Source organism: Aeromonas sp. 160P, assembly GCF_055193095.1.
Window position 1 is genome coordinate 1,422,417 of the sequence record NZ_JBUXKV010000001.1, and the last position, 21,965, is coordinate 1,444,381.

17 protein-coding genes are annotated in these 21,965 nt (G+C 59.9%); 6 read left to right on the forward strand and 11 right to left on the reverse strand.

The genetic code is table 11. The features are described from left to right. Position 1: 1 nt before the first annotated feature. The gene (locus tag ACY8FN_RS06755; protein ID WP_463099553.1) at positions 2-1,726 is read right to left on the reverse strand and encodes a proline--tRNA ligase; all 1,725 of its coding nucleotides are present in this window, start codon (positions 1,724-1,726) and stop codon (positions 2-4) included. Between the two features lie 274 nt (positions 1,727-2,000). On the opposite strand from ACY8FN_RS06755, the gene rlmD reads away from it, so the two are divergent. Further along, positions 2,001-3,353: a 23S rRNA (uracil(1939)-C(5))-methyltransferase RlmD gene (rlmD, locus tag ACY8FN_RS06760; RefSeq protein WP_139720035.1), complete on the forward strand. Its 1,353-nt coding sequence runs from the start codon at positions 2,001-2,003 to the stop codon at positions 3,351-3,353. Positions 3,354-3,524: 171 nt separating this feature from the next. Here the strand turns inward: rlmD and ACY8FN_RS06765 are convergent, their stop codons facing one another. From ACY8FN_RS06765 to ACY8FN_RS06775, 3 genes are read right to left on the reverse strand one after another with little or no spacing between them, the layout of a single operon-like run. Next, positions 3,525-4,097 (reverse strand): PqiC family protein, encoded by a 573-nt coding sequence (locus ACY8FN_RS06765; RefSeq protein ID WP_139694175.1) that lies wholly within the window; start codon positions 4,095-4,097, stop codon positions 3,525-3,527. Beyond that, on the reverse strand, positions 4,094-5,743 hold the full coding sequence (gene pqiB, locus ACY8FN_RS06770) for an intermembrane transport protein PqiB (RefSeq protein WP_463099554.1): 1,650 nt from the start codon (positions 5,741-5,743) through the stop codon (positions 4,094-4,096). The genes ACY8FN_RS06765 and pqiB overlap by 4 nt, the downstream gene beginning before the upstream one ends. Next, entirely contained in the window at positions 5,736-7,007 is a 1,272-nt protein-coding gene (locus ACY8FN_RS06775; RefSeq protein WP_463099555.1) for a PqiA/YebS family transporter subunit, read from the reverse strand. Before ACY8FN_RS06775 ends, pqiB begins: the two co-directional genes overlap by 8 nt. 175 nt (positions 7,008-7,182) lie before the next feature. On the opposite strand from ACY8FN_RS06775, the gene hfq reads away from it, so the two are divergent. After that, positions 7,183-7,542: an RNA chaperone Hfq gene (gene hfq, locus ACY8FN_RS06780; protein WP_042019475.1), complete on the forward strand. Its 360-nt coding sequence runs from the start codon at positions 7,183-7,185 to the stop codon at positions 7,540-7,542. Between the two features lie 132 nt (positions 7,543-7,674). Here the strand turns inward: hfq and ACY8FN_RS06785 are convergent, their stop codons facing one another. The 6 genes from ACY8FN_RS06785 to ACY8FN_RS06810 form a co-directional block, all read right to left on the reverse strand. After that, on the reverse strand, positions 7,675-8,265 hold the full coding sequence (locus ACY8FN_RS06785) for an HAD family hydrolase (RefSeq protein WP_463099556.1): 591 nt from the start codon (positions 8,263-8,265) through the stop codon (positions 7,675-7,677). Between the two features lie 66 nt (positions 8,266-8,331). Then, complete coding sequence (locus ACY8FN_RS06790; protein WP_463099557.1) at positions 8,332-9,435, reverse strand: EAL and HDOD domain-containing protein; 1,104 nt, start codon at positions 9,433-9,435, stop codon at positions 8,332-8,334. 4 nt (positions 9,436-9,439) lie between these two features. Continuing rightward, entirely contained in the window at positions 9,440-11,080 is a 1,641-nt protein-coding gene (locus tag ACY8FN_RS06795) for a sensor domain-containing diguanylate cyclase (RefSeq protein WP_139694180.1), read from the reverse strand. Positions 11,081-11,341: 261 nt separating this feature from the next. Then, positions 11,342-13,378 carry an exoribonuclease II gene (locus ACY8FN_RS06800; RefSeq protein WP_101348035.1) on the reverse strand — a complete coding sequence of 679 codons (2,037 nt, stop codon included), beginning with the start codon at positions 13,376-13,378 and terminating at the stop codon, positions 11,342-11,344. Positions 13,379-13,478: 100 nt separating this feature from the next. Beyond that, entirely contained in the window at positions 13,479-14,378 is a 900-nt protein-coding gene (locus ACY8FN_RS06805) for a LysR family transcriptional regulator ArgP (protein WP_463099558.1), read from the reverse strand. Positions 14,379-14,577: 199 nt separating this feature from the next. Further along, positions 14,578-15,216 carry an acyl-homoserine-lactone synthase gene (locus ACY8FN_RS06810; RefSeq protein WP_463099559.1) on the reverse strand — a complete coding sequence of 213 codons (639 nt, stop codon included), beginning with the start codon at positions 15,214-15,216 and terminating at the stop codon, positions 14,578-14,580. Positions 15,217-15,278: 62 nt separating this feature from the next. On the opposite strand from ACY8FN_RS06810, the gene ACY8FN_RS06815 reads away from it, so the two are divergent. From ACY8FN_RS06815 to ACY8FN_RS06825, 3 genes are all read left to right on the forward strand, one after another. Next, on the forward strand, positions 15,279-16,055 hold the full coding sequence (locus ACY8FN_RS06815; RefSeq protein WP_463099560.1) for a helix-turn-helix transcriptional regulator: 777 nt from the start codon (positions 15,279-15,281) through the stop codon (positions 16,053-16,055). 205 nt (positions 16,056-16,260) lie between these two features. After that, the gene (gene lysE, locus ACY8FN_RS06820; protein ID WP_463101135.1) at positions 16,261-16,869 is read left to right on the forward strand and encodes an L-lysine exporter; all 609 of its coding nucleotides are present in this window, start codon (positions 16,261-16,263) and stop codon (positions 16,867-16,869) included. A 135-nt stretch (positions 16,870-17,004) separates the two neighbouring features. Continuing rightward, positions 17,005-18,978: a bifunctional 2',3'-cyclic-nucleotide 2'-phosphodiesterase/3'-nucleotidase gene (locus ACY8FN_RS06825; RefSeq protein WP_463099561.1), complete on the forward strand. Its 1,974-nt coding sequence runs from the start codon at positions 17,005-17,007 to the stop codon at positions 18,976-18,978. A 102-nt stretch (positions 18,979-19,080) separates the two neighbouring features. Here the strand turns inward: ACY8FN_RS06825 and ACY8FN_RS06830 are convergent, their stop codons facing one another. Next, on the reverse strand, positions 19,081-21,090 hold the full coding sequence (locus ACY8FN_RS06830) for a methyl-accepting chemotaxis protein (protein WP_463099562.1): 2,010 nt from the start codon (positions 21,088-21,090) through the stop codon (positions 19,081-19,083). A gap of 260 nt (positions 21,091-21,350) precedes the next feature. On the opposite strand from ACY8FN_RS06830, the gene ruvA reads away from it, so the two are divergent. Further along, positions 21,351-21,962, forward strand: a complete 612-nt coding sequence (gene ruvA, locus ACY8FN_RS06835) for a Holliday junction branch migration protein RuvA (protein ID WP_101325846.1) — start codon at positions 21,351-21,353, stop codon at positions 21,960-21,962. Positions 21,963-21,965: the final 3 nt, after the last annotated feature.

The following is a 21,965-nucleotide window of genomic DNA, read 5'->3' on the forward strand; positions in this document are numbered from 1 at the left end:
ATTAACGACCCAGCTTGGCCTTGAGCATGGCGATGATATCGCCGATGGCCACTTCCTGCTTCTCGCCGGAGCGGCGGCACTTGTACTCCACCACGCCGTTGTCGAGGCTGCGATCGCCGATGACGATGGCGTGCGGCACACCCAGCAGCTCCATGTCGGCGAACATCACGCCCGGGCGCTCTTTACGGTCGTCGAACAGCACATCGACACCGGCGGCTTTCAGCTCGGCGTAGAACTGCTGTGCCTGCTCGGCCACGCGCTCGGATTTGTGCATGTTCATCGGCACGATAGCCACTTCGAACGGAGCGATGGCGTCCGGCCAGATGATGCCGTACTGGTCGTTGTTCTGCTCGATGGCGGCGGCCACCAGACGGGAAACCCCGATACCGTAGCAACCCATCTCCATGGTGACGGACTTGCCGCCTTCGTTTAGCACGCTCGCCTTCATCGCTTCGGAGTACTTGGTCCCCAGCTGGAAGATGTGGCCCACTTCGATACCGCGCTTGAGCAGCAGCTTGCCCTGGCCGCACGGGCTCGGGTCGCCTTCCACCACGTTGCGCAGGTCGGCAACTTCGTAAGCGGCGATGTCGCGATCCCAGTTGGCGCCGGTCAGGTGGCAGCCGGTGTCGTTGGCGCCGCAGACGAAGTCCGCCAGATGGGCGGCGCTGCGATCGACGATGATGCGACCGGCAAAGCCGACCGGGCCGATGGAGCCCGCATCGCAACCGGCGGCAGCTTTAATCTGCTCGTCGTTGGCGAAGGTGAGCGGATTGGCGACACCAGCCAGCTTCTCGGCCTTGATTTCGTTCAGCTCGTGGTCGCCACGCAGTACCAGCGCGATGACTGCCTGCTTACCGTGCTCGTCCTCTTCGGCCAGAACCAGCAGGGTCTTGGCGATGGCGGTCGGTGCCACGCTCAGGAAGGCGGCCACTTCGTCGATGGTGTGAACAGCCGGGGTGGCAACCTTGGTCATGGCTGCGGTGGCGGCAGCGCGCTCACCAGCGGGTGCCAGTGCTTCGGCCATCTCGATGTTGGCGGCGTACTCGGAGCTGTCGGAGAAGGCGATCAAATCTTCACCGCTCTCGGCCAGCACCTGGAATTCGTGGGAACCGGTACCGCCGATGGAGCCGGTATCGGCCTGCACCGGACGGAAGTTCAGACCCATGCGGGTGAAGGCGGTGCAGTAGGCGGCGTGCATCCGCTCATAGGTATCGATCAGCGAGGCTTTGTCGATGTGGAAGGAGTAGGCATCCTTCATCAGGAACTCGCGGCCACGCATTACGCCGAAACGGGGGCGCACTTCGTCGCGGAACTTGGTCTGGATCTGGTAGAGGTTGAGCGGCAGCTGCTTGTAGCTGTTCACTTCGTAACGAACCAGCGAGGTGATCACCTCTTCGTGGGTCGGGCCCAGCACGAAGGGGCGGTTGTGACGGTCGGTCAGACGGCACAGCTCGGGACCGTAGTCATCCCAGCGGCCTGACTCTTGCCACAGCTCGGCGGGTTGTACCACCGGCATGGAGACTTCGATGGCACCCGCATTGTTCATCTCTTCGCGAACAATGTTCTCGATCTTTTTCAGTACCCGCAGACCGGTTGGCAACCAGGCATACATGCCGGAGGCCAGTTTACGGATCATCCCGGCGCGCAGCATCAGCTGGTGGCTGACAACTTCAGCGTCGGAGGGGGTTTCCTTGAGAGTGGAAAGCAGATATTGGCTGGTACGCATCGCGGTAGACCTTAGCTAAGACGGGCGCTGGGCCCTGGATAAATTCAAGGGCGGAATTTTAACAGGCTGGGCGTTGCGGCCCAAGGGCTAAATTTAACGCAGCCCTGAAAGGTAACAGGGCTCGGCAGATGGCCAGGCGCCACCACCATTACAACACGCAGGCTTTTTATGCCTGCAATTTGGCCGGATCTCCGCTAAACTCTGCCACCTTTTCTCGATGGGCATGGTTTTGCCGCGTCCATCACCCCCCATTTTTGTATTTTTGGAGCCGCTCATGCCGTTAGTGGGACATCAACACCAGATCGAGATCCTGGAACTGACCGACAAAGGAGATGGCAAAGGACGCCTGTTCGATCGCCCCCTGTTTGTCGAAGGTCTGCTGCCCGGTGAGCAGGCGCTGGTGGAGCTGACCGAGGTCAAGCCGAACTATCTGCATGGCAAGGTCACCGAGCTGCTCCAGCCCTCTGCCGATCGGGTTGCCGATTTCTGCCCCAACACCGAGTGCGGTGGTTGTCAGGTGCGCCCGCTGGCCTATCCGGCCCAGCTCAAGCTCAAGCAGGCGCTGGTGCAGAGCGCACTGGAGCAGGCCGGGCTGGGGGAGACCAAGGTCAACCCGATCCTCGGTATGGAGAGCCCGTTCGCCTATCGCAACAAGGCCCAATACGCGGTGCGTGGCTGCGAAGCCGGTGCCGAGATCGGCTTTTATCGCAAGCACTCCCACGATCTCATCACTGCCGATGATTGCGCGGTGCAGGATTCACTGCATGTGGAACTGAACGCCCGGGTGCGCAACTGGATGCGCGAGCACGACATCGCTGCCTATGACGAAGTGAACCACACCGGCTGCGTACGCAACCTGATGACCCGCAAGGGCTTCAAGAGCGGCGAGCTGATGGTGGTGCTGGTGACCCTGGGTGACGCGCTGCCGTTCGAAGCCGAGCTGCTGGCGGCCCTGAGCGATCTGCCCATTACCACTCTGGTGCAGAACATCAACGATGAGCGCACCAACCGCATTTTGGGCGCCACCAATCGGGTGCTACTGGGCGAAGGGGTGATCCGCGACAAGATCCACGAACTCGAGTTCGAGATTTCGCCGCTCTCCTTCTTCCAGAACAACCCGACCCAGACCGATGTGCTCTACTCCAGCGCCCTCGAATATGCCGAGCTGACCGGCAACGAGACGGTGTTCGACATCTATTGCGGTATCGGCACCATCTCCCTGTTCCTGGCTGGCAAGGCCGCCAAGGTGGTGGGGATCGAGTCGGTAGAGAGCGCCATTAGCGATGCCCGTCGCAACGCCGCCCTCAATGGCATCGAGCACACCGAATTCCACGTCGGCAAGGCCGAACAGTTGATGCCCGAGCTGCACGCTCAGGGCGTGACCGCTGACGTGGTGGTGCTGGATCCGCCCCGCAAGGGTTGTGACAAGGCGGTGCTGCAGACGCTGGTGGCCATGGCGCCCCGTCGTCTGGTCTATGTCTCCTGCAACCCACAGACTCTGGCTCGCGATCTCGCCTGGCTGGTCAAGCAGGGCTTCGTGCTGGACGAGGTGCAGCCGGTCGATATGTTCCCGCACTCCATGCATGTGGAAGCGGTTGCCCGTCTGAGCCTGCCCGCGAAAGCGTGATCGGACACTGGCGTGGAGGGGTTGGCATGTTCCTCCTCCCCGCCATGCACGTCGAAGCGGCCGCACTCCTGAGCCTGCCAGCCAAGGCGTTATCCATCGCCTGACACTCGCCCATAAAAAACGACGCCAGCTGGCGTCGTTTTTTTATATCTGCAAGCCGGGGTAGACCGGTTAGCTGGCGCTTTGGCGCACCTCGGCGGCGATCTGGTCGAGCAGCTGTTGCCAGCCCTGACCCAGTTCGTTCACCAGCGCGTTGTAGCCATCGGCGGGCAGTACCCGCTCCTGACGGAAGGGGGCATCGCGCAGCACTGTGCCATCTTCCGCCAGCAGGCGCCAGCGGCCGCTCAGCACGGCGCTGCCATCATGACGGCCCTGAAAACGCTCCACCAGAATGGTCAGCACCGGCCCCTTGCGGGCGCCATCCTGCCGTACCACCCAGCCCGGCAGGCGGGTGGAGAGGCCATTGAGGGTCAGCTGGTTGAGCTGATCGTCCAGCGAGCCAGCCCAGCGATGGTACTCGGTGAAGTGCAGCTCTTGCCCTTCCAGTTGATAGACCAGGCTGATCCGGTCGAGCTGACTGGCGAGGCTGATCGGGCGCAGCACCAGCTGGTGCTGCGGTTTGGCCGCTGCGGCGACCGGTTGCGGGCTGTCGGCATCGAGCGAGTAGTAGTGCAGGCTCGTTTGGCTGTTGCTACAGCCCGCCAGCAGGCCCAGCAGGGCCAGCGTCAGGATCTGTTTTTTCATTGTTTGCCTCGCTTGGGCTCAGGGTCCGAGGAATGCGCGCGATCGAAGATCAGCGAGCTGGGCTGCTCGTTGAGGGAGTGCACCAGCGGCTGCAGTTCGCGCATCAACTGATTGAGGGTCTGCACCGACTGACGCAGGTCCTGATTGGTCTGCGACTGGGCATCATAGGCCTGCAAGGTCTCCTGCAGTTGCTTGAGACTCTCGTTAAGCGAGGCCGGCAGCTGCTGGGTTGCATCCTTGCCGGTGAGCTTGTTCAGGTTGGCGCTGACCGCACTGATGTTCTTCAGGGTGCCATCCAGAGTGGTGAGTGACCCGTTGACCTTGGCCAGGGTGGTCGCCATGTCCATGTCGACAAACTTGTCGAGGATGGCGTTTACCTTGCGCTCGATCTGGTCCAGTCCGCCCTGTACGGTGGGGAACACCTGATAGCCGGCCAGCTTGGCCTGCTCGAAACGCGGTGCGTCCGGGTAGAAGTTGAGATCGATGATCTTGCCGCCGGTCAGCAGGCTCGAGGTCTTGAGGCTGGCACGCAACCCCTCCTTGAACTGCTTGCCGAACAGGGCGCGCCACTGATCCTTCTCCGCCTTGGCATAGCGGTGGGAGAGGCGTTGCACTTCGATGCGGGCCAGCACCGGGATCTGGCGGCTCTTGAAGATCTGCACGCCCTTGTCCTCGATGAGGTAGGGGGCGGAGATGACGGTACCGACCCGGATGCCACGATACTGCACGGCGGCGCCCGGGTGCAGGCCACCCACGTTGTCATCGAACAGGAAGACGTAGTCGATGAACTGATCCAGACTACCGGCCAGCACGCTCGCCTCATCCTGGAACAGGGTGAAATTTTCCATCTTGGTAACCGGTTCACCTGGCGACCAGCCGGGTGGCAGACCCATGGTGATGCCGCCGTCGAGCAGGCTCTCCAGTGAATCCATCTTCACCTTCATCCCTTCACTGCTCATGGAGACTTCGAAGCCCGGCGTCAGCCAGAAGCGGGAGTTGCTGCTGACCAGAATGTCATAAGGGGCATTGATGAAGATTTGATACTGCATCTCGCTCTTTTCTGGCAGGAACTTCGCTTCTTCCACCTGACCTATGGTGAAGCCCTGATAGTTGATGGGGGAGCCTTCGCTCAGCGCGCGGGTGTCGCGACTGTTGAGGGTGAGGCGCAGCCCCGTGGCATCAAGGGAGGCGAGCGGCGGTTTGTCGAGCATGGCGTACTCGTCCAATGCCCGCCCTTTCTTGCCGGGAGAGAGTTCGATATAGGCACCGGAGAGCAGGGTGCCGAGGCCGGAGACCCCTTCACGACCCACCCGTGGCTTGACCACCCAGAACTGGCTGTCACCGCGCAGCATGCCGGAAGCGGCATTGCTCAGTCGCCCCCGCAGCACAGCGTGGCTGTAGTCATCGCTCAGTTCGACCGCTTCAATGCGGCCGACATCAACCTCGCGGGAGCGGATCACCGTCTTGCCCGCCACTATGCCTTCGGCAGTGGCGACTGTCAGGGTGAAGCTGGGGCCTTGGGAGTACCAGTGCTGGAACAGCATCCAGAGACCGATGAATAGCGCCAGCAGAGGCACCATCCAGATTGCGGCAGCAGAGCTCATAAAATCAGAGCCCGGTTTCCACCTTTTATTACGCTCACTCACGTTCGGGGTCTCCTTGTTGTAAATCCCAGATCAAGCGGGCATCGAAACTCATGGCGGCGACCATGGTGATCAATACCACGCCTGCAAATGCAACGGCCGCAGGGCCAGGATAGATAGTCATCAGATTGTCGAGCCGGATCAGGCCAGCGAGGATGGCGACCACGAAGACGTCGATCATTGACCAGCGTCCGACAAATTCAGTCATACGATAAAGTTTGAGCTTGCCTAGTGGCGAGGCGGCATGGCCGCGCTGCACCATATAGCAAAGCCAGAATAGCGCCACTATTTTTACCAGCGGCACTACCACGCTGGCGAAGAAAATGACGGCTGCGATGGGGTAGGAGCCCATGGCCCACAACAGCACCACACCGCCAAGAATGGTGGAGGGGCTGTCATCGCCGAGAAACACCGTATTCATGATGGGATAGAGGTTGGCGGGTACATAAAGAATGGCGGAGGTAAACAGCAGCGCCCAGGTGCGGTTGAGGCCGCCCGGTTTGCGCGCATGCAGGTGACCGCCGCAGCGGGCGCAGCTGTGGCTGCCCACCTCGCTAAGGGCGCCACAGATGTGGCAGCCCATCAGCCCCGATGCCATAGCGCCAGCCTCCGGATCGATTTCGCGCGGCTCGGAGGGGCCGAACAGCCGCTGCCACAGCCACATCTGGTCCAGTGAGGAGATCATCTTGATCAGCAGCAGGGTGTAACCGACGAAGGCCCAAAACGACAGCCCCATCTTGATGTCGGCCATCCCCATCAGCTTGACCAGCGAGATCAGTACCCCCACCAGAAAGACATCCACCATCAGCCAGGGTTTGATCAGGCAAAGCAGGCGGCCGAGAGAGCGCAAGGCATTACTGTGCAGATCTTTATCGATACGCCACAGCACCAGCATGATGGAGCCCATGTAGACCAGCGGCAAACCGATCAGGGTCACACTGAGCACGGCGCCGAGAAACAGATAGCCCTCATCCACCAGGGTGGTGATGCTCTGCAAAAAGGTCATCTCCTGGCCGATCCCTTTGGCCGAGAAGGACATAAAGGTGAAGGCGTTGGCGAGCACAAACATGATGAGCGCAGCGAAACCATAGGCGATGGGGCGCAGCTCCTGCTGTGGCAGGTGACGACTGATCGTGTGTCCGCAACGGGGACAACAGCTGGCCTGGCCTACCTCGAGCGGTGTGGCCGGTATCAGCAGATCACACTCTTCGCAGGCAGTGGCATCATGGACATAGGTGGTGTGGTGTTGGTGTGAAACCGGATGCAAGATAAAACCCCAGATAAGGCACGTGATAGAGCCAGAACCTTTGATTATCGCAGTTGTACTGGTCAGCGACCAGCCCCGGCGGTGTGCTATTGCTGGCTGGAGTGAGAATGACTTTGACAAGCCAGTGGCCATTTAGCACAATCAAACGCCACTTTTTTCTGCGGGACAATAACTTATGACAACTGAATCCCCAAGCTACTCCACCATTGAGCAAGCCTTTTCCCTTGGTAACGGGCAAGATTCCGCCCTTAACTGGTTGCGCAAGAATCGCAGTCAGGTTGCCATTTTTCTGGTGAGCGGCATCAAGCTGGAAGGCACCATCAGTGGTTTTGACCAGTACAGCGTGCTGTTGACTGATGCCCATGGTAATCAGCAGCTGGTCTACAAGGCCAAGATCTCCACTATTGCCATGCACTCTGGCCGTCCGCCGGTGAACATCCAGCGCGCCCGCAAGCCTCGTGTCTCCATGGCGCCGCGTCCCCATAGTGCCCCGGGCCGTTATGATGACAATCAGGGTGGCGGCAACAACGAGTAATCGTCTGCCCCGACCTGCCCGTTGACGCGCCCTGCGTCAGCGGCTGACGTAACCGGCTCTCATTTTCAATCCTGTCCCGTATGGGAGCCGGTTCCGCTTATCGCCCCTTGCAGGGCGATATCTGTTTCTGCATCACTCCGTTAGTCCGATCGGCTTGCCCTCTTTGACCATACAGGTCTGCATTCCTGCGGCTTTTCCTGCCTGCACCCCGATGCCGGTATCTTCAAATACCAGACAGCCCGCTGGCGCGACACCCAGCTTGCTGGCGACCAGCAGGAAGGTATCCGGATTGGGTTTGTGCAACTCCACATCGTCAGCAGTGACGACGACGGAGAAGTAGCGATCCAGCCCGGTATTGCGCAGCACCGCCTCAGCATTGACACGGGGCGAGCCGGTGCCGATCCCCATCGGGATGACACCGTGATAGCGATCGACCAGTGCCTGCATGGCTGGGAAGACGGTCGCCTTGTGCAGGTTGGCGACATAGTGCTCTGTTTTACAGCGGGTGACGGCGAGTGGATCGAGGGGAAGCTGTTGCTCTTGCGCGACCAGCAGGGCGATCTTGCGGCTCGGCATGCCGCCCAGTTCATAGAACCAGTCGGCATCGAAGTGAAAGTCAAACTCGCGGGCGGTATGCTCCCAGGCGGCGAGGTGCAGTGGCATGGAGTCGACCAGGGTGCCATCAAGGTCAAAGACCAGGCCTTGGAATCCGGAAAGGGTCATGGTGCGGAGTCTGTCTTTGCAATAAGGGGGCCCATTTTAGCCAGTGACTCCCCGGCTTGCCATCACCTAGCGGGTGAGAAACGCTTGCCCCCACATTTGCGCTTGAAAATAGACGGGGGTGAGCTTGGCAGGGTCGAGTTGGTATTTGGGGGCAAGTTGCTCCAGCAGGGCCCAGTTGCCCTGTTCATAAGTGCTGGCTAGCTGGAACAGGTGAAACAGTGGCCCTTCGTGCAGTTCGATGGCCCGCTGCACACTCTTTGGCAAGTGAGCCATCAGCGGCTCCGACAGCATGGAACCGTCGAGCACCAGCCCCACCAGAAAGGCCCAGCTCGCCTCGGCTTTGCCCAGCGAGGTGAGGGCAATCAGCTCACAGAAACGGGCGCGGGCAATGGCGATCCGGGTGCAGGCCTCCGGCATATGCTGGCTCATTTTGGCCAGACCATTGATCAGCACAAACTTGCGGATCTCCTGCTCCCCCAGATAGGAGAGGGCGCGGGATACCGAGGTGATGGGGCTGGCGTGATCAAAACCGGGGGAATTGACATAGGTGATCAGCTGGCCGGGCAGAGAGGTGTCTTGCTCGAGTAAGCGAGCCACTTGGGCAAAAGAGAACTCCTCGTGGCAGATCAGCTGGAGGATCTGCTGCACCAACGCCATATCGGGTTTGTTTGCTCGCTGGTTAACCAGTTCGGGGCGAGCGAGAAAGCCACCGGCAAAGAAGTCGACACCGCTCTCTCTGAGGGGGAGAAAGTCCGCCCAGGTTTCGATATTGAGTGCCATCCGCTTGTGTTCGGTGGGTTGGCAGATCCCCTCTTCTCCCATCCAGAACACCAGCATACGACTGGCACCGAGCCAGCGTGGATCCCGGTTGGCGCCGTGCACCGCCAGTCGGCGTCGGCTGTCGCGCCACTGTTCCAGCACCGGAAACGAGCTGGGTAGCCTGTCGCTTGAGGCTTCAACCAGCGGGATCGCATCCTGATCCAGCAGCAGGGGGCGCTGTTCATCGAGTTGCTCGTGGGTGAAGGGCACCAGATATTGGCGCCCCTGCGCCAGCAGGCGGCAATGTTGCGCCAGTGAAGGCCATTCGGCTGGTGAGCTGAGCTGATAGTCGATGCCGTAGGCCACCAGAGCTAGGCGACGATTGAAGATAGGGTAACGACGCAGCAGCATGGGATCACCGATAAGCCAGAGTGCGGGATCTCCCTTGTGCTTTGGCGTGGTAGAGCGCCTGGTCCGCTTGCTCGATCAGGGTCTGCCATACCTCGTGCCGGGAGGGAACCAGATAGCTAAAGCCTATGCTAACGGTAATGAAATCAGCAACCCGCGAGGCGGGGTGAGGCAGTTTTAATTGAGCCAGTTCGTTATGGATCAGTGCCGCCAACTGCTCTGCTTCACCGGGTTGGGGCGCACAGAGCAGGATGACGAACTCCTCCCCGCCGTAACGGGCCACCAGATTGGTGCAGCGTCGCTCCGCATCCCGTAGTACCTGGGCCACCTGTTGCAGGCAGAGATCCCCTTTGGCGTGGCCGAAGTGGTCGTTGTAGGCCTTGAATTGGTCGACATCGATCATCAGTACCGCCAGCGGGTTCTGGGTGCGCCTTGCCCACTCCCACTCCCGTTGCATGGTGATGTTCCATTGGCGGCGGTTGGCGATGCCGGTGAGGGGATCTTCCAGCGAGAGCAGGGAGAGGCGGTGGTTAGCCTCTTCCAGCGCCCGGTTGGTATTGGCCAGTTGTATGGTGCGCTCGGTGACTCTCGCCTCCAGCTGGTGATTGAGCTGCTCCAACTGATCCTGGGTGCGCTGGCGGATCAGCAGCTGTGACAACATGGCGGCGTACTGTTTGAATATCTCGCTCTGATAGGCTTTGAGTGGCCGGTGCCACAATAGATTGTCGGCGGCAATCCAGCCGATGGGGGTGGCGCCATCCCACAGCGATACCATGGCGTTCCAGCCACGTCCCACCTGCTGTTGTTCGTAGTAGAGGGGGGCATCTTCCAGTACCAGTACGTAGTCTTTGCGCTTTAGCGCCTCTTGCACTGTGGGATGCTCCGGGATGGGGCTGATAAACGCATGTTCGTCGACCAGCTCACCCTCTTCGCTGGTGCCCCAGGTGCCGTGCATGGTCTTGCCGTCGGGCGCGATCAGGAAGATGGCGACCCGATCAAATTGCAGCTCCTGCCGCGCCAACAGCACGGCATCCCGCAGCAGCTGGTTTTCGCTGCGGCAACGGGAGAGGGAGATACAGACCATGTGCAGCGCTTGCAGCATGGTGAGGAAGGAGCCTTGCAGCGCCTGGCTCTGCACCAGATCGGTCTGGGTATGCTGACGTTGCACTCGCTCCTGGTCGACCTGACTGGAGAGCAGGTGGTTGCTCAGTTCTGCGGTCAGATAGTGAATAAGGAGCTGGATCCCTTGGCGCTGACGGGAGGAGAGGCGGTCGATGCGGCGGTGGGTCTCCAGATAGATGACCCCTTCCAGTTTCATGTGGCGTTTGAGCGGGAAACAGGCGCGTAGCTGCGGCTGGGCGGGCTCCACATTTTCGCCGGGATCCAGCGGTGGCGGGAGCTGCTCGATCACCAGTTGTCCCGTGTCTATCGCTTTGTCGATCAGCTGGTGGGGCAGGGTCAGTTGGCCAAGATGGGCGAGATCCAGCATGGTCAGCCCCTGATCCAGCTGAAAGCTGTAGAGCTGCGGTTCGGGGGCTTTCAGCCAGAGGTAAAGGCGTTCGGCATCGGTTTTTTCACGGATGGCGGCGAGGCTCACTTCGCATAACTGAGCGAAGGTGCTGAAGTGTTCCGGGTCCCATTCCTGCATACCAATGTCCATATCCTTTGGGTTGTGCCCAAACGAGTATAAACTTCTTTTTTGTTGATTAAAATGTCAGAAAGGAGAGGTGACGCACATAACGGTTGCTTTCAGCGCTGCTGGTGGAAACATTCACTGCATTTTCTGCCAATCGTGGCGAGAACTGTGCGCCGTGGCGGTCTGTATGGCAGTTTGTAGGGTGAGATGCTTGGCAAAAAGAGAGCCCGCACAGTGGCGGGCTCTCGGGCAGATCAGATTGCTCTGTGCGGCTTACTCTGCCTTGGGGGCAGCATCCGCTGGCGTTTCACTGCTATCGGCTGGTGCACTCTCGGCAACCGGTGCTTCCGGTGCCGGGCCCGGTACCAGTGCGACCGCCGGTTTGGCGATGAGGGAGCGGGTCTCTTCCACCGCTTCACTCAGCTTGACCTCGATAACCTGACCAAGTTCGTAGATCACCTCGGTCTTGTCGAGATAGACGCGGCCGTTGTCCCAGTTGCACTCCAGCCGATCCTTGTTGTCGAGGATGTGGCGGGCAGGCATGAACACCACGGCGCCGTTCTCCTGCAGACGCAGCTTGAGACCGGCGCGCATCACGTCGATGATCTCGGCGTTGAACAGCTGATCGGTGCCGGCGGCAGCCTTGAGGTAACGGACATAGAGCCAGTCGCCGATATCGCGCTCGACCCTGCGGTGCAGGCGGCGGCATTCGGTCAGGTGCTCGGTCAGCTCTTCGCTTGGGCGCTCACCCGGCGTCTTGCCAGCGATGACCGCTTTGAGCAGACGATGGTTGACCATGTCGCCGTATTTACGGATCGGTGAGGTCCAGGTGGCGTAGGCATCCAGACCCAGACCGTAGTGAGCACCCGGCTCGGCGGACATCAGCGCATAGCTCTGGAAGCGGCGGATCTTGCCATCCAGCCAGCGGGTGTCGAGGTTGTCGATCCAGCGGCGCAGGGCACAGAAACCGGAGAGGCTGGCGATCTCGTCGCGCTCGAACGGGGCTTCGGCGGTTTGCAGCAGTTCGATGGCGCCATCGAGGGACTCTTCATCGAAACCGGTGTGGACGTTGAAGATACCGTAACCGACGCTCTTGCCCAGCACGCGACCGGCGCAGATGTTGGCCGCGATCATCGACTCTTCGATCATCCGGTTGGCGATGCGGCGTGGTTCAACGTGGATGGCCAGCACTTCACCATTCTCGCCCAGCTCGAAGTCATAGTCGGGACGATCCGGGAACACCAGCGCGTGCTCGGTGCGCCAGGCGATACGCGCCTCGGTCATGGCTTTCATCAGCGGCAGCTGAGCCATTACGCCAGCGTCTATGGTCAGCGCTTTGCCATGCTCGGCCCAGTCGGAGACCTCGTCATAGTTGAGACGGGCATGGGAGACGATGCGGGCAGCGAAGAATTCGGTATCTTCCAGCAGCAAGCCATCTTCGGCGATCAGCAGGCGGGCACAGAGAGTGTTACGCTCCTCGCCCTCTTTCAGGGAGCAGAGCTCGTCGGAGAGGGTGCGCGGGATCATCGGCACGTTGCGGCCCGGCATGTAGACGGTGAAGGCACGCTTGGCGGCTTCTTTGTCCAGCTCGCTACCTTCCGCTACATAGGCGGTCGGGTCGGCGATAGCGACCAGCAGCTCCCAGCCGTTGTCGAGTTTACGGATCGACAAGGCGTCATCCATATCCTTGGTCTTGGCGCCGTCGATAGTGAAGAAAGGCACAGCAGTCAGGTCGGTGCGGGGCAGCTCCTGCTCTTCGATCACCTTCCACTCGGGCAGATCTGCTGGCTCAATTTGAGCCAGATTGTGGCGTGCCAGCACTACCCACCAGGGCACGTTGTGATCTTCTTCGGCGGAAATTTTCTCAATGATTTCGGCCGAAAAGTTGCCGTCACTCAGGGCATGACGCTTGAGGGTGGCAACCACCCAGTCCCCTTCCTTGAACTCTTTCTCATCCAGGCCCTTCTTGGCGCGGGCCTTGATGGCATCCTTGATCAGCGGGTGATCGGCGACCACGTTGAGGCGGTCACGGAACAGCTTGACCCGGGCCACAAAACGGGTGACCGACTGCTCCAGCAGGGTATCCGGCTCAGCCACTTCCTTATCTTTTTCAGTGCGGATCAGGGCGCTCACCCGGTCTCCGTGCATCACCTTTTTCATGTAGGGAGGCGGGACGAAATAGCTGGTTTTCTCATCGACCTCCAGAAAGCCGAAGCCCCGATCCGAGGCGCGGATCACACCCTCTTTCTTGGGGATGTTTTCGCGGATTTGTTGCTTGAGCTGGGCCAGCAGCGGATTGTCTTGGAACATAAGTGAGGAACCTGAAGTGGATAACCTGGGTGGAGACCTGATGAAGGATCGCCCAGCACTATACGTTTTTAGCCCTCCAAAGCCAAGGCGAATGGCCTTGTCAGCGCGGTGGCAATTGCGCACGGCCCTGATCGATCAGCCGTTGTGACAGCTGTTTATGGAGTCCTTTCTCCAGTACCCAGCGGTGCCAATAGAGGCACTCGGTCAGCCGGTGTGACGGGCTGAGGTTGACCAGGGTCGCGGCGGCGAGTTGCTCACGGATCTGCAGCTCGGGGATCAGGCAGTAGGCGAGCCCCTGTTCGGCCATGGCGACGAAGGCCTCTGACGAGTGGACCGTGTGGCAGGGGTAGCCACCGGGTTCCAGCCCGAAGTGTTCACGCATAAAGCTGATATGCATATCATCGCGCTGATCGAATGCCACCGCCGGTGCCTTGGCCAGCGCCTCCCGGGTCAGGCCGTGAGGGAAGTGGCGCGCCACAAAGGCGGGACTGGCGGTGAGCAGGTAGTGCATCTCGCCCAGCTCGTCGACACAGCAACCGGCTAAAGGTTGGGCATGCAGGCTGACTGCGCCGAAGGCTTGCCCTTCCCGTACTTTGTCGAGGGTGCGATTTTCGTCATCGACCAGCAGGTTCAGTTCGATAGGGTGCTGCTCCAGCAGCGGGGCTATGGCGGGCAAAAACCAGGTAGCCAGGCTGTCAGCATTGACGGCGATGCTGATTCGGATCGGCCCCTGCGGCTCGACAGGCGCTAGCTCGCCAGCCAGTTCGAGCTCTAGCTGATGCACTTGGCGGTAGTGGGCCAGCAGTTTCTGGCCGAGCGGCGTGGCCTGCAACGGCTGGCTGCGAATAAGCAGCGGCTCGGCAAATTGCTGCTCCAGCTGTTTGATCCGCTGGGAGATGGCCGACTGGGTGATATGCAGTGACTTGGCCGCCCGATCGAAGTTTTGCTCCTGCAGCACAGCATCCAGTGCCCGCAGCAGTTTGTAGTCCAGCTCTTTCATTTTCTCTTCTCCCGTTGCATCAGGGCCGACTCTACGTCAGTCGGCAGGGGACAACAATGGGCGGCAGAAGGGGCGTTGCGCTGCGATTTTTGACAGTAGTAGTCAGGCCATTGAGGGGGGATACTGCCAAATGCCGCAGGGGGTAGCCCTGCGGGATCGTAGCGATATATTTATCCCGGGTCGGTTTGCCCGGGATTTTTTATAGCTGGGCCGCCAGCTCGTGGGAGCGATAGCGGGCAGTTTGATAGTGCCCGATGAGCGGCTGCGAGACCGCTTGGGCAAATCGCTCATCCAGATAAAAGCGCAGACCGACACCTTTGACTGCGCCCAGCCCCACCGCTTGGCGATGGCCCAGGCGAGCCATTGGTATGCCGAGGCGGCGGAAAATGCGCTCTGCGGGCAGGCTGGCTACGCCAACCAGCTCTTTGATGCCGTTGGCCGTAGCAAAGGCATAGACTTCGCGCAGGAGTACGCAGGTCAGTTCACTAACACCATTGGTCATGCGCGGAGCGCAGGCCGCATCGATAGCCAGGCGGGTGAGTTCCCAGACATCGGGCGTGCGTGGCGCGCTTTCACCGGCAAGGGCGGTGGGAAAGATGGTGGGCAGCATATAGGCGCTGGCACAACTGAGCAGACGGATGCAGGCGCAGACTCCTTGTTCATCCTCGATTAGCACCCAATGGGTGTCTGGCGTGTCAAAGCTGTCGCGTTCCAAACCGTGATAAGACTCGACATCCCAGCCTAGCCGGTCGGAAAAGACGCGATTTCGAAATTGATAGAGTTCGTTCTCTACGGCGTTTCGTGGGTGATCTCTCAACTTTCCTTTGAAAACCAACATTTTGAACTCTCTCTCTGCCTGTTCGCCGTTATAATCAGAAGCTTGGCCAGGGGGGCTAGCGTATGAAACAAGAGCTACTGTTTGAGTATCTTGAACATTTCACTTCGGTGACGGATGGTGACCGTCTTGCCGGATTGATTGGTCGCTTCACGGTCGATATGGGTTATGACTATTACGGCTTTACCCTGATCATTCCGATGTCGATGCAAAGACCCAAAGTGGTGCTGTTCAATCAGTGCCCTGTCTCCTGGGTACAGACCTATACCGATAACAACATGCTGGCGTGCGACCCTGTGATTCAGCTGGCACGCAAGCAGACGTTGCCCATCTACTGGAACCGCCTCGATGAGCGGGCCAGTTTTCTGCAGGAGGGGACCATGGACGTGATGGGACTGGCAGCCGAGTTCGGGCTGCGCAACGGCATCTCCTTCCCCCTGCACGGTGCAGCCGGGGAGACAGGTATCCTCTCCTTCATCACCTCCGAGCGAGCGTCGAGCGATCTGCTGCTGGAGTCCTCGCCGATCCTCTCCTGGATGGCTAACTACATCTTTGAGGCGGCAATCCGGGTCGTGCGCCTGAGGGATTCGGATCAACATGCCGCCCTGACGGGGCGCGAGACCGAATGCCTGTTCTGGGCCAGTGAGGGGAAAACATCGGGGGAGATCGCCTGCATTTTGGGGATCACCGAACGCACGGTGAATTACCACCTCAATCAGGTCACTCGCAAAACCGGCTCAATGAATCGTTATCAGGCCATTGCCAAGGGGATTAGCAGTGGCATTTTGCTGCCGAATCTTGAGCATGTAGTGGTCACCAACTTCCCCAAGCTGATGCAATAGAACCTGCTGATTTTCGGGGCTGAGCGGCGGACTCTCAATTGTCAGATCCTGCTATTGACTATTGGTTTCGGATGGGACTTCGCACTGCTGGAATGAGTCCGACTTATTAGCAAAATGAATCAATCAGTAAATCAATGAATTTCTAAGAAGGAACCACCATCGCTATAGTGCCGTTCATTCATCACTTCGAACGGTACTCTCCATGATGCTCGCAACGACACTGCAAGGCTTCACCATCGGTCTGGCCATGATCATCCCCATCGGCGCCCAGAATGCCTTTGTGCTGAGCCGGGGCATCCATCGCAATCACCATCTGCTGACGGCCACGCTCTGCAGCTTTTGCGATCTCACCCTGATTGCCATTGGGGTATTTGGCGGGGCCAATGTGCTGGCTGCCAGTCCCATCGGCATGGCGCTGCTCACCTGGGGCGGCGTGCTGTTTCTCGGCTGGTTTGGTGGCCGCTCCCTGCTCAGTGCCTGGCGCGGTAAGGGGGAGGGGCTTGCCGACTCTGCCCAGCGGATGGGGGCCAAGAGCGTGCTGGCGATGACGCTGGGGGTTACCCTGCTCAATCCCCACGTCTATCTCGATACCCTGATGCTGCTCGGCTCCCTTGGCAGTCAGGTGAGCGAGTCCCTGCGCCCGGCCTTTGCCGCAGGCGCCATGCTTGCCTCTCTGGTGTGGTTTTACTCGCTGGCGCTAGGGGCGGCGGCGCTAGCACCCTGGTTGGCTCGGGGTCGGGTACAGCGGGGGATTGATCTGCTGGTGGGTATCATCATGTTGACGCTGGCACTGCAGCTCGCCATTGGTGGTTAATGGGGGCGTTGGATTTTTTGCTGCTCGGCGTCATAAAAATTAATCACGACGCCTGTCTTTGGCATATTCCTCTGCTAAATTGCCCACCCTTGTGACTCGCCAGATACCAATCAGGAAAACTCAGTGAATAGAACCATGAAACTGGGCCTCATCGCCTCCATCGTGCTGTTGTCTGCCTGCGGTGCAGAGAAGCAGGAGCAGCCCGGTGCCGTCTCGCTGCGGCTGATCCAGACCTCCGATATCCACTCCAATGTGCTGGGTTATGACTACTACCAGAACAAGGAGGATCGCAAATTCGGTCTCTCCCGCACTGCCCTGCTGATCCGCGCCGCCCGTGCCGAGAACCCCAACAACCTGCTGCTCGACAATGGTGACCTGATCCAGGGCTCGCCGCTGGCGGACTACATTTTCGAGCAATCGGGTTCAGGCTATCTCGACAAGCAGGCCCATCCAGCCATCAAGGCGCTGAATGAACTGGGTTATGACGTGGGCAACCTCGGCAATCACGAGTTCAACTACGGTCTCGACTATCTGGGCAAGATCATCAAGGGGGCCAACTTCCCCTACGTCAACGCCAACGTGTTCGAGGCCGCTTCGTTCAAGCGCGATGGCAACGGCAAGATCGACTGGAGCGGCAACCAATTTACCCCCTATCTGCTGCTGGAGCGTCAGGTGAAGGATGACAAGGGGCAGCCACAGACCGTCAAGGTGGGCATTCTGGGGCTTACTCCGCCGCAGGTGCTGCAGTGGGACAAGCGTCATCTGGAAGGCAAGGTAGTGGTGGCTGACATGGTCGAAACCGCCAACCACTTTATACCCGAGCTGCGCGCCAAGGGGGCCGATGTGGTGGTGGTGGTCGCCCACACGGGGATCAATGCCGGCAGTTACGAAGCCATGATGGAAAACGCGGCCTGGCATCTGGCCAAAGTGGCGGGGATCGATGCCCTGATGCTGGGCCATGCCCACAAGAACTTCCCTGGCGACTTCCCTGATCTGCCGCTGGTGGATAACCAGGCGGGTACCTTGAACGGGGTTCCCACCGTAATGCCGGGTTTTTGGGGCAACCATCTGGGGATCATCGATCTCAAGCTGGAGCAGGTGGCTGGCAAGTGGCAGGTGAAGCAGAGCCACTCTGCCCTACGCCAGATTGACTCCAGCGAAGAGAGCAAGGTGGACGAAAAAGTGGTGGCCCTGGTCAAGGCGGATCACGACGCGACCAACCAGTGGCTGGATCGTCCGCTCGGCAAGATCACCTCCTCCATCCACAGCTTCTTTGCGCTGGTGCAGGATGATCCTTCTGTGCAGCTGGTGAGTGATGCCCAGCGCCAGCATGCCGAGCAGTTGCAAAAGGATGGCCTGCTCAAGGAGTCCTATCCGATCCTCTCTGCTGCTGCCCCGTTCCGCGGTGGCCGCAACGGCATTACCGATTTTACCTATGTGACGGCGGGGGATATTTCCCTGCGCAACGTCTCCGACCTCTACATCTATCCCAACACCCTGCAGGTGGTCGAGGTGAACGGTGCCACCGTCAAGGAGTGGCTGGAGATGAGTGCCGGTCAGTTCAACTGGGTTGATCCGGCCAAGGGCGAAGTGCAGTGGCTGGTGAACGAGAAGTTCCCCACCTACAACTTCGATGTGATCGACGGGGTCAATTACGAGGTGGATATCACCCAGCCCGCTCGTTACAACAAGGAAGGGGAGAAGGTGAGCGACGGTCAGCGGATCAGCAACCTGACCTTCAATGGCAAGCCCATCGATCCGGCCCAGAAGTTCTATGTGGTGACCAACAACTATCGCGGTAGCGGTGGTGGCCACTTCCCGGGCGTAGATGGCAGCAGCGTGGTACATGAAGATCCCTTCGAGACGCGTGAAATCGTCGCCCAGTATCTGAAGTCCCACTCTGCCAGCAATCCGCAAGGGTTCAGTCCGGCCGCCGACAACAACTGGCATATGAAGGCGCTGCCTGCCGGAGTGGATGTTTGCCTCTACTCATCACCCCGTGAAGAGGCCAAGGCGCTGGCGGGCGAGGATCTGGCCTATCAGTCCACCCTGCCGATGGATGACGAGAAGCACCCGGGCTACGCCATCTACCGTCTGGTTCGCCAGTAACTCGCTGATGGCCGGGCGGTCTGTCCGGCCTGCAGAAAAGCCAATGCCAGTCCGTTAACGCGGACTGGCATTTTTTTGCGCCGGCTTCGGCGCGGGGGCTGGCTATACCCGGAACTGAGAGAGCAGGCGCTGTTGCAGCAGACTGGCCTGATGGAGGGAGGAGGCGAGCTGCAGACACTCCTGCGCCTCCTGTTCGCCGGTTCTGGCTTGCAGACTGATACCGGAGACCTTGTCAGAGGAGTGGCTCAGGGTGTGCGACAGCTGCCCGGTAGCCACGGCCACCTGCTGCACCATGTCGGCCAGCTGGTCGATGGCCCCTTCCACCTTGAACAGGATCTGCTTGGTGTTCTCGGAGTCCTGCATGCCGGACTCCACCGTCTTGAGGTTGCGCTGCATCATCAGGTAGGCGGTCTCGGTCTGCTGCTGGATGCTGCTGATCACCTGGCTGATCTCGGCGCTGGAGGTGGCGGTGCGGTTAGCCAGGGTACGTACCTCGTCAGCCACGACGGCGAAGCCGCGGCCCATCTCCCCCGCGCGGGCCGCTTCAATAGCCGCATTGAGGGCCAGCAGGTTGGTCTGCTCCGAGATACCGCTGATGGTGGAGATGATCTGGCCAATCTGGCCTGCCTGCTCCTTGAGGGAGTTGATGGCGATGGCACATTCGCTCACCTCCTGCACTACCCGCTGCATGCCCGCGCTGGCAGAGGCGACATATTGGCTGCTTTCAGTGGTCAGCTGGCGCACTTCGTTGGCATTGTGGGCCGCCATGCTGCAGTTGTCCGAAATGGTGGTGGCCACCAGCACCATCTGTTCACTGTCGTGGTGCAGGGCCAGCGCATGTTCAGCGGTCTGGCGGCTGCTCTGGCTGATCGCCTCCACCCGGTTGACCGAGGTGTGAACGTGGTCGCTGATGTGCTGGTTGTTGTCCATGGTGGAGCTGATCATCTTCTGCAATTTCTCGATGAAGCGATCCACGCTGTTGGCCAGCGAACCTATCTCGTCATCCCGCTGCAGGTTGATGCGGGCGTTGAGATCCCCCTCGCCGGCTGCGATATCCTGCATCCGCTTGTCTACTTGCAGCAGCGGGGTCACCAGCTTGCGGTTCAGCCAGAGGCCGCAGAGGGTCACCATGATCAGGCTCAGCAGCAGGCCACCCAGCAGCAGGGTGCGGGTCTGGCTGATGATGCCGTTGAGCTGGGCCACCTGATCCTCAACGGTGGCATCGCCGCTCTCCTCGATGGCAACCAGCTGTTGTCGCAGCTCATCGGCACTGGCCTCATAGACGGCTTGCTGGGCCTGATAGCTGCCGAGCGCCTCGATCCACTGCCCCATCAGTTGCTGATGTTGGGCCAGCAGGGCGCGATACTGTGTCGCCAGTGTCTTGCCGGCAAATGGCCCGGTTCCCTCGATATCGAACAGCCCGGTGCCGAGCATGCTGTCGATCGCTTCATGGTAGAAATCGGTCGCCTCTTTCAGCTCGGCCTTGATCGCCTCCGTTACCCCCTGTCTGCGCATCTTCTCCAGCGCATAGAGTTGGCGCAAAAAGCCGATGTTGGATTCCATGCCGCCATCGGCCGCTTCCCAGCGAGTGGAGAGGCCGCCGTTCCAGCTGATGCTCTGGTCGGGGGATTGGGTCAGTGCTTCTACCGCACCATCACCGATCACCTCCAGCTGGGTCGAGAGGCGGGCCATCAGGTCGGCGTTGTGATGCAGCGCCTGATCCACCTCGGTATAGGCGTGATAGAGCGCCAGCAGCTTCTCTTGCTGCTGTTGATAGGCCTGCTTGTGCTGATCCATGGTGGCAAGGGCTGCGCCATCAATGAGCTGCCCCTGGCTGACCCGGGCCAGCGCGTCATCGGTCGCCGCCTTGGCGGCATCGAGTTCGGCGCGATCGAGCGGCGTGCCGTTTTGCATCTTCTGGATGTGGAGTTGCTGATTGCCCAGCTCTATCGAGCCCTCCATGGCGCCGTCGGCGGTCTGCCAGGCGGCGCCCAGTACGTAGGAGAGCAGATTGGCCAGCCGCTGGCTGCCATACCAGCCCACGACCCCCATGCCCAGCGTGCAGCCGAGCAAGATGGCAAGACCCAGATTGGAGGTGGTAACAATTTTCATGTGATGGCCTTCCTTGGTATCGACATTGGCACCAGTTTTGGTTCCGAACGGGTTTAGTGTAGCGGTTTATCCCCCGGCCAGAATCCGCTGCAGTGTTGGAGCATCCGGTGCTCTGGCTGCACGAAATCAAGCATGGTGGCAAATTGGATAAAAAGCCTCTCTGACCACACGGGTGTCGCAGCCCTATGCTGGATACTTATCCAGTTATTCTTTATGCTATGAGCCAATTTACGAATAGCTGTGTTGGTGAGGAGAGAGCCGTGATTGGTCGCTTGAGAGGCATTGTCATTGAAAAACAGCCCCCCGAGGTTTTGCTGGAAGTGGGCGGGGTAGGCTATGAGGTGCAGATGCCGATGAGCTGTTTCTATGACTTGCCGGAAATCGGCAAAGAGGCGGCTATCCACACCCATTTTGTGGTGCGAGAAGATGCCCAGCTGCTCTATGGTTTCAATCACAAGCAGGAGCGGGCGCTGTTTCGCGAGTTGATCAAGACCAATGGCGTCGGTCCCAAGCTGGCGCTGGCCATTCTCTCCGGCATGACTGCCAGCCAGTTCGTCATCTGCGTCGAGCGCGAAGAGATAAGCTCGCTGGTCAAGTTACCGGGGGTCGGCAAGAAAACCGCCGAGCGGCTGGTGGTAGAGATGAAGGATCGCCTCAAGGGATGGGTTAGCCACGATCTCTTCTCGCCGGCCATGGTGGCCCTGCCTGTCGGGACATCCGAGTTGCGTGCGCCAGACGCCGCAGATGAGGCGGTCAGCGCACTGATTTCGCTCGGTTACAAACCGCAGCAGGCGAGTCAAATCGTCAGCAAGATCGCCGTCGATGGGATGTCGGTAGAAGAGATCATCCGTGAATCCCTGCGTAGCCTGTGAGGT

Bases quoted from the DNA above. Each gene is read 5' to 3' on its own strand.
- ACY8FN_RS06755 (WP_463099553.1), bottom strand. From the start codon at position 1,726: ATGCGTACCAGCCAATATCTGCTTTCCACTCTCAAGGAAACCCCCTCC.
- rlmD (WP_139720035.1), top strand. From the start codon at position 2,001: ATGCCGTTAGTGGGACATCAACACCAGATCGAGATCCTGGAACTGACC.
- ACY8FN_RS06765 (WP_139694175.1), bottom strand. From the start codon at position 4,097: ATGAAAAAACAGATCCTGACGCTGGCCCTGCTGGGCCTGCTGGCGGGC.
- hfq (WP_042019475.1), top strand. From the start codon at position 7,183: ATGACAACTGAATCCCCAAGCTACTCCACCATTGAGCAAGCCTTTTCC.
- ACY8FN_RS06785 (WP_463099556.1), bottom strand. From the start codon at position 8,265: ATGACCCTTTCCGGATTCCAAGGCCTGGTCTTTGACCTTGATGGCACC.
- ACY8FN_RS06790 (WP_463099557.1), bottom strand. From the start codon at position 9,435: ATGCTGCTGCGTCGTTACCCTATCTTCAATCGTCGCCTAGCTCTGGTG.
- ACY8FN_RS06795 (WP_139694180.1), bottom strand. From the start codon at position 11,080: ATGCAGGAATGGGACCCGGAACACTTCAGCACCTTCGCTCAGTTATGC.
- ACY8FN_RS06800 (WP_101348035.1), bottom strand. From the start codon at position 13,378: ATGTTCCAAGACAATCCGCTGCTGGCCCAGCTCAAGCAACAAATCCGC.
- ACY8FN_RS06805 (WP_463099558.1), bottom strand. From the start codon at position 14,378: ATGAAAGAGCTGGACTACAAACTGCTGCGGGCACTGGATGCTGTGCTG.
- ACY8FN_RS06810 (WP_463099559.1), bottom strand. From the start codon at position 15,216: ATGTTGGTTTTCAAAGGAAAGTTGAGAGATCACCCACGAAACGCCGTA.
- ACY8FN_RS06815 (WP_463099560.1), top strand. From the start codon at position 15,279: ATGAAACAAGAGCTACTGTTTGAGTATCTTGAACATTTCACTTCGGTG.
- lysE (WP_463101135.1), top strand. From the start codon at position 16,261: ATGCTCGCAACGACACTGCAAGGCTTCACCATCGGTCTGGCCATGATC.
- ACY8FN_RS06825 (WP_463099561.1), top strand. From the start codon at position 17,005: ATGAAACTGGGCCTCATCGCCTCCATCGTGCTGTTGTCTGCCTGCGGT.
- ACY8FN_RS06830 (WP_463099562.1), bottom strand. From the start codon at position 21,090: ATGAAAATTGTTACCACCTCCAATCTGGGTCTTGCCATCTTGCTCGGC.